At 49.1% G+C, this 12,095-nt stretch carries 9 protein-coding genes; 3 read left to right on the forward strand and 6 right to left on the reverse strand.

Annotated elements, in window-relative coordinates:
- Positions 1–21: 21 nt before the first annotated feature.
- Positions 22–1,053, reverse strand: coding sequence for a thiamine-phosphate kinase (gene thiL, locus ICL07_RS25345; RefSeq protein ID WP_188090862.1), 1,032 nt, complete (start codon positions 1,051–1,053; stop codon positions 22–24).
- Between the two features lie 12 nt (positions 1,054–1,065).
- Positions 1,066–1,836, reverse strand: coding sequence for an inositol monophosphatase family protein (locus ICL07_RS25350; protein WP_188090863.1), 771 nt, complete (start codon positions 1,834–1,836; stop codon positions 1,066–1,068).
- A gap of 166 nt (positions 1,837–2,002) precedes the next feature.
- Between ICL07_RS25350 and ICL07_RS25355 the strand changes: the two genes are divergently transcribed.
- On the forward strand, positions 2,003–3,547 hold the full coding sequence (locus tag ICL07_RS25355) for a GH3 family acyl-acid amido synthetase (RefSeq protein ID WP_188090864.1): 1,545 nt from the start codon (positions 2,003–2,005) through the stop codon (positions 3,545–3,547).
- A gap of 23 nt (positions 3,548–3,570) precedes the next feature.
- Positions 3,571–4,209: a LysE family translocator gene (locus ICL07_RS25360; protein ID WP_188090865.1), complete on the forward strand. Its 639-nt coding sequence runs from the start codon at positions 3,571–3,573 to the stop codon at positions 4,207–4,209.
- Between the two features lie 100 nt (positions 4,210–4,309).
- On the opposite strand, the gene ICL07_RS25365 is transcribed toward ICL07_RS25360, so the two are convergent.
- Together ICL07_RS25365 and ICL07_RS25370 are read right to left on the reverse strand one after the other, a co-directional pair.
- Positions 4,310–5,347, reverse strand: a complete 1,038-nt coding sequence (locus ICL07_RS25365) for a 2-oxoacid:ferredoxin oxidoreductase subunit beta (protein WP_188090866.1) — start codon at positions 5,345–5,347, stop codon at positions 4,310–4,312.
- Between the two features lie 48 nt (positions 5,348–5,395).
- Positions 5,396–5,740: a carboxymuconolactone decarboxylase family protein gene (locus ICL07_RS25370; protein WP_188090867.1), complete on the reverse strand. Its 345-nt coding sequence runs from the start codon at positions 5,738–5,740 to the stop codon at positions 5,396–5,398.
- Between the two features lie 244 nt (positions 5,741–5,984).
- Between ICL07_RS25370 and ICL07_RS25375 the strand changes: the two genes are divergently transcribed.
- Positions 5,985–8,198: a transferrin receptor-like dimerization domain-containing protein gene (locus ICL07_RS25375; RefSeq protein WP_188090868.1), complete on the forward strand. Its 2,214-nt coding sequence runs from the start codon at positions 5,985–5,987 to the stop codon at positions 8,196–8,198.
- 124 nt (positions 8,199–8,322) lie between these two features.
- Here ICL07_RS25375 and ICL07_RS25380 read toward each other — a convergent pair whose 3' ends face one another.
- Positions 8,323–10,068: an N-acetylmuramoyl-L-alanine amidase gene (locus tag ICL07_RS25380; protein ID WP_188090869.1), complete on the reverse strand. Its 1,746-nt coding sequence runs from the start codon at positions 10,066–10,068 to the stop codon at positions 8,323–8,325.
- A 184-nt stretch (positions 10,069–10,252) separates the two neighbouring features.
- A complete protein-coding gene (locus tag ICL07_RS25385) occupies positions 10,253–12,046 on the reverse strand; it encodes an acyl-CoA dehydrogenase family protein (protein WP_188090870.1) in 1,794 nt (597 codons plus the stop codon).
- Between the last annotated feature and the right edge of the window lie 49 nt (positions 12,047–12,095).

Consider the following 12,095-nt stretch of genomic DNA (forward strand, 5'->3'; position numbering starts at 1 on the left):
AAATGATCAAATCGCTAAATGCTACTGTTGGAAGGCGTTCCAGCCTTGTGCCACCAGTTTGAATTTATTACCGCCTTTGGTGTGAATATGCGCTCCTTCGGAGATGTCTGTCATGTAGCCGATGGCGCTGATTTGTTCATTGAGCACAATTTTATCGTAGTCCTGCTGTTTCATAGTGAACAGCAGCTCATAATCTTCTCCGCCGCTGAGTGCGCAGGCAGTAGGGTCGAGGCCGAATTTCAGGGCCATTTCCTTGCTTTCCTGGGCGATCGGAATTTTATCTTCATACAGTACTACGCCCAGGTTGCTTTGTTTGGCGATGTGGAGTATTTCGGAGCTAAGGCCGTCACTTACATCCATCATGGCGGTAGGTACTATTTCCTGTTCCTGCAGGAATTCGATGATATCCTTGCGGGCTTCCGGTTTCAGTTGCCGTCCGATGATATAGGTCTGGTCTTCCAGGTCTGGTTTTACATCCGGGTTTTCCAGGAATATTTTCTTTTCTCTTTCCAGGAGGGTGAGACCGAGGTAAGCGGCGCCGAGGTCGCCGGTAACGCAGAGCAGGTCGCCTTTCCGGGCAGTAGATCTTTTTACGAACTGGTCAGGTGTTACTTCGCCGATGGCAGTAACGCTGATGATAAATCCTTTCTGGGAGTTGCTGGTATCGCCGCCGATGAGGTCTACGCCGTATTTTTCGCAGGCAGCGTATACGCCTTCATAAAATTCGTTGAGAGCTTCCAGTGATACCTTGTTGGAGAAGGCTATGCTCATGGTGATCTGTGTAGGCGTAGCATTCATGGCATAGATATCGGAGAGGTTGACCACCACTGATTTGTAGCCCAGGTGTTTCAGCGGGGTGTACATGAGGTCGAAGTGGATACCTTCCACGAGCATGTCTGTGCTGATCACCGTTTGTTTGCCGAAATGATCGATGACGGCGGCATCGTCGCCTACACCGAGTACGGTGCTGGCGTTCTGTATTTCGATGTTCCGGGTGAGATAGTCGATCAGGCCGAATTCTCCCAGGTCTTTTATTTCTGTTCTTTCTTCCATATTGTCCAGTACTTATTTACCGTTAATGAGGTGCTTCAATTCACTATGGATATGGCCGTTGGTGGCCAGTATTTCTTTTTGATAAGGAGAATATTTGTTTCCGGAAAAGTCGGTTACTTTACCGCCGGCTTCTTCTACCATAAGGTATCCGGCAGCGCTGTCCCAGGCTTGCAGGTGGTGTTCCCAGAAGCCATCGAAACGGCCGCAGGCCACCCAGCAGAGGTCAATAGCTGCGGAACCCAGCCGGCGTACCGGAATACCCTCTTTGATGACCTGTTGCAGTACCTGTAAGGGGTTGTTATCGCTTTCTTCCCATTTATAGGGAAAGCCGGTGACCAGGCAGGAGGTGGCTATATTGTTTTTGGCAGACACATGGATGGGTTTATCGTTCAGGGTGGCGCCTTTACCTTTCTCCGCGATGAACAGTTCGTTCATAAAGGGATTATATACCGCTCCCAGTATCATTTCGCCCTCTTTTTCCACGCCGATGGAGACACAGCAGATAGGGATACCATTGGCAAAGTTAACGGTTCCGTCTATCGGGTCAATGATCCATTTATAGGCAGAATCGGTTTTGATTGCGCCTACTTCTTCGCTGAGAATAAAATGGTCGGGGTAGGTTTCGCGTATGACCTCGATAATTACCGCTTCAGATCTTTTGTCCGCTTCCGTTACAAGGTCGTTGACAGTGCTTTTGCTGCTCACTTCAAAAGCCCCGTTAAAATATTGTTGGAGTATTTTTCCGCCGGCTTCAGTAGCTTTGAGTAAAGTAGATTTTAGCATGCCGCAAAGGTAAAAACGAATTATCAATTGCCGGTTGCCAATTTTATAGCTTTATTATTAAATAATACATGTGTTATTCGTTAACTTGCAATTCATAAGAGGTAATTCACGTTTATATTCATTATTCAACTTATTTTTGCAGTTCATTTAAAGAGAGGGAAAGTTAATGGCCATCATAGGTAATCTGATTTCCAGGTCACTACGTATCAGGAAGAAGTTCACGTTTAAGTTAGGTACACCTCGCCAATACCAGCTGCAGGTGCTGCACCGTCTGCTGGAGAAGGCCAAGGATACTGAGTTTGGCCGGCACTACGATTTCCAGGACATTTTGGACAGTCCGAATTTTATCGGTCAGTACCGGGATAAAATACCCGTGCACAACTATAGCAAGATGCACAAGGAATGGTGGTACCGTTGCCTGGAGGGGGAAGCCAACGTTAGCTGGCCGGAGAAGATCAAGTACTTCGCGCTGAGCTCCGGTACTTCTGAATCTGCCAGCAAACATATTCCTGTTACCAAAGCCATGCTGAGAACGGTGAAGAAGGTAGGGGTGAAGCAGCTGTACTCCATGGTTAACTTCAATATTCCACCCAAGTCTTTTACCAAAGGAATCCTGATGCTGGGGGGAACGACCTCCCTTTTTGAAAAAGGGGACTATTACGAGGGCGATATGAGCGGCATCCAGGCCAAGAATATCCCCCGTTGGTTTCGCCGTTTTTATAAGCCCGGAGGAAGCATTTCCCGCAAGCCTAACTGGGAGCAGCGTATCAAGCTGATTGTCCGTAAAGCGCCTACCTGGGATGTAGGCACCGTTTGCGGGGTTCCTGCCTGGGTACAGATCGTATTTGAAGAGATCATCAAATACCACGGCGTTAAAAATATTCACGAAATATGGCCTAACCTGGCTATCTATATTCACGGTGGGGTGTCTTTTGAGCCTTACCGCGACAGCTTCCAGAAATTACTGGGTAAGCCGGTCAACTTCATAGAAACCTACATGGCTTCTGAAGGTTCTTTCGGGTTCCAGGCGCGCCCGGGTGTAAGAGGTATCAAACTGGTACTCAACGCGGGCATCTTCTACGAATTCATTCCTTTTAATGAAGAAAATTTTGACGCTGACGGAGAAGTAAAACCGAATCCTAAATCTTACATGATCAACGAGGTGGTGGAAGATGTGGAGTATGCGGTGATGCTGTCTACCTGTGCCGGCGCCTGGCGTTACCTGATTGGGGACGTGGTGAAATTCACTTCGGTGAAAGAACACGAAATCGTGATCGTAGGCCGTACCAAACAGTTCCTCAGCCTGGCTGGCGAGCACATGAGCGTCGACAATATGAACAAAGCGATCGATACGGTGCAGAAAAAGATGGGTATTACCATCCGTGAGTTTACCGTAGCCGGTTTCCCATACGAAAACCTGTTCGCCCACCGTTGGTATATTGGCACAGACCAACCCGTAGCTGATATAGCCCGTATGCGGGAAATCATCGACCAAACACTGGCGGAAGTGAATGATGACTACGCGGTGGAAAGAACATCTGCGCTGAAAGAAGTGTTCGTGGAAGTGTTGCCTAACGAAGTATTCATCGATTATCTCCGTTGCAAAGGCAAGGAAGGGGCGATGAACAAATTCCCACGGGTGATGAAAGGAGACAAACTGAAAGACTGGGAGAAGTTCCTGGCTGGTAAAACAGTGAAGCATCAGGCATAATCCGTGACCCCGAATATATACGCATGATAACATCAATTGTAGCAGGATTAGGACTGGGTTTATTTCTGTCGTTATCGGTGGGGCCTGTAATATTCGCCATCATCAAGTACAGTATTAATAATGGTTTCAAGGCAGGCATCGCGTTCGCGCTGGGCGTGTCTTTGAGCGATATTATGTTTGTACTGACCGGCAATCTGGCCACGTCCTTTATCAGCGGACTGGAAGAATACAAACGTTCCATTGGTGTGGTAGGTGGTTTCCTGCTCATCGGGATGGGCGTGTACGGACTGTTCTTTAAGAAGGTGAAGATCAGTACCGGCGAAGAAAAACCGGAAATGTTCCGTACCCACGACTACCTGAAGATATGGCTGGCCGGTTTTCTGATGAATACCCTCAATCCCGGCGTTATTATCTTCTGGCTGGGCGTATGTGTAGCCAATAGCGCCACCACCGTAGGACACCGTTTTGTGATGTACACCGTATGTCTCACCCTGGTACTCTCCGCCGATATCCTCAAGGTATTTGTTTCCGACAAAATCCGTCATAAACTTACCCTCACCAACGTAGAATGGCTTAACCGCATCGCCGGTGCCAGCATGATTATTTTCGGTGTGGTGCTGTTGTATAAAGTGATGTTTGAGCTGGGAGCATTAGGCCATTAACAGCGGTAGAAGAGTAAGATTTTATCCCGATAAAATAAAAGAAGAAGGCCCTTTGATACCATATCAAAGGGCCTTCTTCTTTTATAAACTATTGGTGGTATCAGGCTGTAATAGTCCACGTTTCACTACCTGCCAGTAACTTGTCCAGATCGCCGGGACCTTTCCTGGAGAGGGCATCTTCCAGCTGGGCGGCCATTACTGCTTCGTAGGTAGGACGCTGGGTCTGGTAAAATACGCCGAAAGGACGGGGCATATGGCCTTCAATGCGCGGGTCATCGAACAGGCGGGTCAGCAGTTGCGCTTTATAGAAGTCGCTTTCGTCGTGTATCCAGAGATCGTTGGCGCTGTATTCGCTGCCCAGTTCCACTACTACGGGTTTGATACCATCGAGGCGGATACCTTTATTTTTCTGGGCGCCGAAGATCAGGGGCTGTCCTTGTTCTACGAACAGGGTTTCTTCCGCCTTGCTGCTTTTTTCGGTGAATATCTCAAAAGCGCCGTCGTTGAAGATGTTACAGTTCTGGTATATTTCCAGGAAGGATGCGCCTTTATGGGCGTGGCTGCGTTTCAGCAGTTCCTGGAGGTGTTTCGGATCACGGTCCATGCTGCGGGCAATGAAGGTGGCGTCAGCGCCCAGTGCCAGTGCCAGCGGGTTGAACGGGTGATCGATACTGCCGAAAGGAGTGGATTTGGTGACCTTGTTCTCTTCGGAAGTAGGTGAATACTGTCCTTTTGTTAAACCATAAATCTGGTTGTTGAACAACATTACATTCACATCGAAGTTACGGCGCAGCAGGTGGATGGTGTGGTTACCACCGATGGACAGGCCGTCACCGTCACCGGTAACGATCCATACGCTCAGCTCCGGACGGGTAGCTTTCAGGCCGGAAGCGATGGCGGTAGCACGCCCGTGGATCGAGTGCATGCCGTAAGTATTCATGTAATAGGGGAAACGCGAAGAACAACCGATACCGGAAACGATCACAATATTTTCGCGGGGAATACCCAGCGAAGGCATAATAGTTTGTACCTGTTTAAGTATAGAGTAGTCGCCGCAGCCAGGGCACCAGCGTACTTCCTGGTCCGTTGCAAAATCTTTGGCTGTTAAGGCCTGCGGAGCTATAGTTGCTGTTGACATTTGTATGAGTTAAATATATATGAGTATATGTATATATAGTCTGTAAAGTTACTGATTATTCAGCTCTTCCCAATATTCTGCTGCCCGGCGGGTATGCGGAATAACGATAGTACCTCCCACAATGTTGGCAACGGCAAAAATCTCATACATCTCCTCTGTACTGATGCCCTGTTCATGGCATTTTCCCAGGTGGTATTTAATGCAGTCATCACAACGAAGCACCATCGATGCCACCAAACCCAGCATTTCCTTGGTTTTAGTACTGAGCGCGCCCTCGGCATAGGTGTTGGTATCGAGATTGAAGAGCCTGTTAATCACTTTGTTCTGCTTTCCCAAAATGACTTCGTTCATCTTTGCACGGTAGTCGTTGAACTCTTGTATCGTATTTGACATATAAATCCTTTATGATTGTTTAACGGATGGTTTCACAGGGATAAAGCTATGAAAGTGTTTACAAATATAGACTAATCTACTGGTCGAGTAGACTATTCGGCCTATAATGTATGATTATGGGCAATAACTAAAAGTTATATTCATAATTTCTTCATTAAAAAAGTCTATTGGTATGGTGGACTATTTGTATATTGTCCGATATACCAACTTTCTTTTGTCAACCAACATATCTGAACCTCTGATTATGAAAAAAACGTTTTTTTACCCGCTGCTGGCTGTATGCCTGTACACCGGCAGTACTGTACTGGCGCAGGACCGGAAAATGCTCGGTTATACCGACAGCGAAGCCACCCGCCAGCAACAGCTGGAAGCCCGTTTTGACCAACATCTCAGCAGCACTCACCTTGGCGAAACCATTAAATCCCTTTCCTCACAGCCTCACCACATCGGTTCGGCCCGTGGTAAAGCCGTAGCGGAAGATATCCTGCAACGGTTTAAAAGCTACGGCTGGGATGCGGAAATTGTTACCTACCAGGTATTGTTTCCCACGCCTAAAGAACGCCTGCTGGAAATGACCGGCCCCACCACCTACAAAGCTGTATTAAAAGAACCAGCCCTCAAAGAAGACGGTACTTCCGGCCAGGAAGGCCAGCTGCCTACCTACAACTGCTGGAGCGCCGATGGAGACGTAACAGCGCCGCTGGTATTCGTCAACTACGGCCTGCCGGAAGATTATGAATACCTGGAGCGCGCCGGCGTGGACGTACGGGGCAAAATTGTGATCGCCAAATACGGCCGTTCCTGGCGGGGCATTAAACCCAAAGTAGCGCAGGAACACGGCGCTATCGGTTGTATTATTTACTCCGACCCTAAAGACGATGGTTATGTGGCTGGTGAGGTATACCCGCAGGGCGCTTTCAAAAATGAATACGGTGTACAACGGGGTTCTATCATGGACATGGTTATTTACCCCGGCGATCCGCTGACACCCAATATCGGCGCTACCGCCAACGCCAGGCGGCTGGACCGTCAGCAGGCAACCAATCTGTTGAAAATACCGGTACTGCCTATCAGTTATCACGACGCAGCCCCGCTGTTAAAGGCACTGGATGGCCCTGTAGCTCCCGATGCCTGGCGGGGCGGCCTGCCTTTCACCTATCACATCGGCCCAGGCAAAACCAAAGTACACCTGAAGCTGGTGTTCAACTGGGATATGAAGCCCTGCCATAACGTGATTGCGAAGATGAAAGGCAGTGAAGAACCGGATCAATGGGTGGTACGGGGTAATCACCACGATGCCTGGGTAAATGGCGCGGCAGATCCTATCAGTGGCCTCGCTGCATTGCTAGAGGAAGCGAAGGCGATCGGCGAACTAAGCAAGGATGGTTTTAAACCCCGCCGCACGCTGGTATATTGTGCGTGGGATGGTGAAGAACCGGGCTTGCTCGGTTCTACCGAATGGGTGGAAGATCACGCTGCCGAACTACAGGAAAAAGCGGTGGTCTACATCAACTCTGACGGTAACGGCCGCGGATTCCTCAACGCCAGCGGTTCCCATGCCTTCGAAACACTGATTAACCAGGTAGGGCGCGACATCATCGATCCACAAACGAAAGTCAGCATACTGGCCCGCCGCCAGGCTTTTGACGTGTTGCGGGCGGCTACCGTCAAACAAAAGAAAGAAAAGCTGGCCCGTCAGGGGATTACCATCAACGCGATGGGCTCCGGCTCCGATTACTCTTCTTTCCTGCAACACCTGGGTGTACCTTCACTCGACCTGGGCTTCGGTGGCGAAGATGCCGGCGGGGAATATCACTCCATCTATGATTCGTATGATAACTATGTACGGTTCAAAGATCCCACTTTCAGCTATGGTGTTGTTTTGTCACAAACTGCCGGTCATACGGCATTGCGTATAGCCAATGCCGTTACCCTGCCTTTTGATTTCCGGAAATTGTATGAAACGGTGAATGGATATGTGAACGAGCTGACAGAACTGGCCTCCGACCTGCGGGAATCCACCGCATTGGAAAATCAGCTCCTCCGCGAAAATAAATACCAGCTGGCTGCTGATACAGCCAAACACTTGTCGCCCCCGCCCGTAAGGGCTGCCGTGCCTTTCATCGATTTTGCCCCTATACAGAATGCATTGGTTGCACTGGATACCGTTACCCAGGGTTTCTCCGGTAAACTGGCTGCCAATAAACCACAATTGAATAAACAACTTTATCAGGCCGAACAACAGCTGTTAAACGAAAAAGGCTTGCCTTCCCGTGCCTGGTATAAACATACCTTATATGCCCCGGGCTTCTATACCGGCTATGGTGTGAAAACTATCCCGGGTGTGAGGGAAGCGCTTGAACAACGTCGCTGGCAGGAAGCCGGAGAGCAGATAGATGCAGCGGCAGCGGCTATCAGCCGGCTGGCTAAATACCTGCAAACATTGACAACGAATTGATGGATTTGCATCCCCGCCACGTGGAATGGTGGGGATGCAAACGCAGAAACCCAGGGCTGAAGCCCTGGGTTTCTGCGTTTTTCCGAATACGCCTATACGTTGTAGCACGGGGTACCCGCTACCATCAATATTTCCCGCTTTCCAGATTTTTCAGGTAATCCTTCAACCCCAGTATAATCTTATTGATCAATTCCTGTTGGAATGCTGGGCTGAGTAGTTTCTCTTCATCACCGGGATTGCTGATGAACAACGTTTCAATCAGTGCATCCGGAAACTCAGTTGGATTATTCAGGATAAAATTAAAGTCGCCGTTGTTTTTGAAATCATTTAATCCTGTCTCCAGCAAACGCCGGTGTATAGCGGCATTCAGCGGTTCGCAGAAAGGGTGTTTATAATAGGTGGCAGTACCGGAAACGTCTACCGGATTGCCGGAAGAGTTAAGGTGGATACTCAATAACAAATCAGGATTAGCACGACGGAAAAGGGAGAGCCGGTCTTCATTGGCAACAAACTTCTCCGTGGCGCGTGTCATAATAACGGAGGCGCCTTCTCTTTCCAGTGCTGCTTTTAATTGCAGGGAGAGGTTGAGCGTCAGTGTTTTTTCGTAAACGCCGGTAAGCCCTACAGATCCCATGTTACCGCCACCGTGACCGGCATCCAGGCCGATGATGAGGCCGCGCAGGGAGAGGTTTTCCGGAACGCGTTTAACCTTTACCGTTATACGGTTGCCTTCATAATAAATCTGATAGCCCCAGGGCGCATGTTTTAGGGAGATGATCATCCGGAATACATCATGCGAGGGCTGTTGCCATTGTACGCCGGTGATTTCCCGGGTACCCTGCAACAAACTGTTGATGCCCTGTTCTGTATAAGCGCCGTGTACATCTACAATGATTTTACCCGGAGATACGATCTGGGTAGAGGTGTAAGGCAGTTTGTCGGACAGTTCTACGGATACATAATCTGCTTTTTCATCGCCCCATACTTTAGCATCTGATACAATGCTTACTGCGGGTGCTTCCTGGGGGATTTCGGTATCCAGCAGCGGCTCGGGGATGAAGGCTGTTTCGCGGGATGACAGGCGGACTTTGTAGTAGTCGCCCTGTTTGCCTACAACATGCAGCAGTACATCTTTATCGAGATACCCTATTTTGTTGGGTCCCAGCCGGTCGCCTTCCGGTGTGGAAGTAAGGTAGGTCATATTGTCGATGGTACGGCCGGTGAGGGCTACGCCATGCGGCATCATGCTATATCGGTAGGTGCTGTTCAGGATGGCTGTTTCACTGCCGTTGTGCAACCGTACCTGTATTTTCCCGTTGAGTGGCGAGTCGGCAGGTTGCAGTACGTAACTGCCGCTGTAATAGCCGGCTACACCGCCGGTTTGGGAGGCGGGCAGTTCGCGTAAAGGAATGTTATTGAACCAGCTGGCTTTAGCGCCGGGGTATCCTTTGATTTTTACATGCAGGGTGTCGCCAACAGACAACTCCAGGTTACCTTTGGGCGATATCTCCATAAAGTCTATACGAAAAGCGCTGGTCACACGGGGAGGAGGGACCGGTGCATAATACCAGGTAATATTTTTCGTGTAGGTTTTACCGTTAGCATCTTCTGCCAATACGGTGAAAGTGTTTCTGCCTTCGGTCAATTCTTTTTTTACGGCGAAAGTGCCGGTACTGTATACATACACAGCTTCATTGTTGATGGAGACCTTACAACCGGTGCAGGTTCTGCCGGCAATAAACTGCCGGGCGGTGCTCACATTACTGGTTTCCCTGGAGGGTAGGCTGAGCCGGAGGAATCCCTGGCTGCTGACCGATAGGGGAACTACAATGGCAATTAATGTCTGGAGTAATCTCTTTACGTGCTTCATATCCCTGCGTGATCATGTAAAGATAAGAGGGAAATAGGAGAAAGCAATTGATATTTAGGTATTTACGGATTTTTGGATTTATGGATTTTGGGAATTTTTTATCATGTTTTGCACTTACAACAAGTATAAAAATTCCAAAAATCCCCGAAATCCAAAAATCCGTAAATCCAAAAATCCCTAAATATTAGAAGATGTATTTGTTCTCTGCAATCAGTTTATCCGCTATTCTCCTGCGGGACTCTTTTGCATTGAAGGGTTCTGCTTTGGTGAAACGTTTGAGGCCCAGGAGCATCATCCGTTGTTCATCGCCTTCTGCGAAGGCATTGATGGCGTCTTTACCGGATTTGTTGATACGGTCTGCGGCATCATAGAGGTAAGTACGTACGATGTCTGTTTGCAGTGCAGCTTCGGCTTCTCCTTTGTGTTGCACCAGTTTCATGAGGCGCAGGAGGGCGCTTTCCGCCACAAAAGTTTCGATGGCCATATCGGCGATATCCATCAGTACTTCCTGTTCTGTTTCCAGTTTCATCATGAGCTTTTGAGCGGCGGCGCCGGCAGTCATGAGGATAGCTTTTTTGAAGTTGGCGATGAGTTTTCTTTCCTTGCTGAAAGCTGTTTCATCGTCGCTGCCGAAATCGGGGATGCTCATCAGCTCCTTCATTACGTTCATGGCGGGAGTCATGAGGTCCAGTTTACCTTTCATGGCACGTTTCAGTGTCATGTCCAGGGTGAGGAGGCGGTTGATTTCGTTGGTACCTTCAAAGATGCGGTTGATACGGGAATCGCGGTATGCTTTGGAGATAATGTATTCATCGCTGAAGCCGTTACCACCATGTATCTGAACGCCTTCGTCCACCACGTAGTCCAGTACTTCGGAGCCATTTACCTTGAGGATGGCGCATTCTACGGCATACTCTTCGGCGGCGCCCAGCAGGGCTTCGTTGAAAGGTTTGCCGGAGGCCAGCAGTTCTTTTTCTTTTTCGTCGATCAGCTGTGCGGTACGGAACAGGGCTGATTCAGCGGTCCAGGTACGGATCGCCATTTCTGCCAGCTTATGTTTGATGGCGCCGAAATTGGCGATGGGTTGTTTGAACTGTTGACGGGTATTGGCATACTGTACGGAAGTGGCGATACACTTTTTAGCGGCGCCCAGGGCGGCGGCACAAAGTTTCAGTCTGCCGATGTTGAGGATATTAAAGGCGATCAGGTGTCCTTTACCAATAACGCCCAGTACATTTTCCACGGGTACTTTGGCATCCTGGAAATAGATCTGGCGGGTGGAAGACCCTTTGATGCCCATTTTATGTTCTTCTGCTCCCAGGGTGAAGCCGGGGGTACCTTTGTCTACGATGAAAGCAGTGAATTTATCGCCGTCAATTTTGGCAAATACGGTGAATACGTCCGCGAAGCCGGAATTGGTGATCCAGCTTTTCTGGCCGTTGAGTACATAGTATTTCCCGTCTTCCGTGAGCTTGGCGGTGGTCCGGGCGCCGAGGGCGTCGGAACCGGAATCGGGTTCGGTGAGGGCGTAAGCGCCTTTCATTTCGCCGGTAGCCAGTTTGGGGATATATTTTTGTTTCTGCTCTGCTGTACCAAAATACAGGATCGGGAGCGAACCGATGCCGGTATGGGCGGCCATGGCTACTGAGAACGAGTGGCCTGCACCCAGCCCTTCGTTAATAATGGTAGCCGTCACAAAATCTTTACCTAATCCACCATATTCTTCAGGAAAGGAAGCGCCCAGCAGCCCCTGTTCACCTGCTTTTTCCAGGAGAGAAGGCATCAGACCCTCTTCGAGCTTGTCAATCCGTTCTACAATCGGCGTTATTTCCTTACTGATGAACTGATCGGCCATGTCTTTAATCATCAGCTGTTCTTCCGAAAAATCTTCGGGAGTAAACACATCTTCCGGTACACTTTCTCTGACCAGGAACTCTGCGCCTTTCAGCGCCTGCTTATTGTCAACTGTTGCGTCCATGTTTTCTGATTTTTTTGGTACTTCCGTAATTTACCGAATTAAGCTGAAA

It is taken from the genome of Chitinophaga qingshengii (genome assembly GCF_014529935.1).
Classification (GTDB): domain Bacteria; phylum Bacteroidota; class Bacteroidia; order Chitinophagales; family Chitinophagaceae; genus Chitinophaga; species Chitinophaga qingshengii.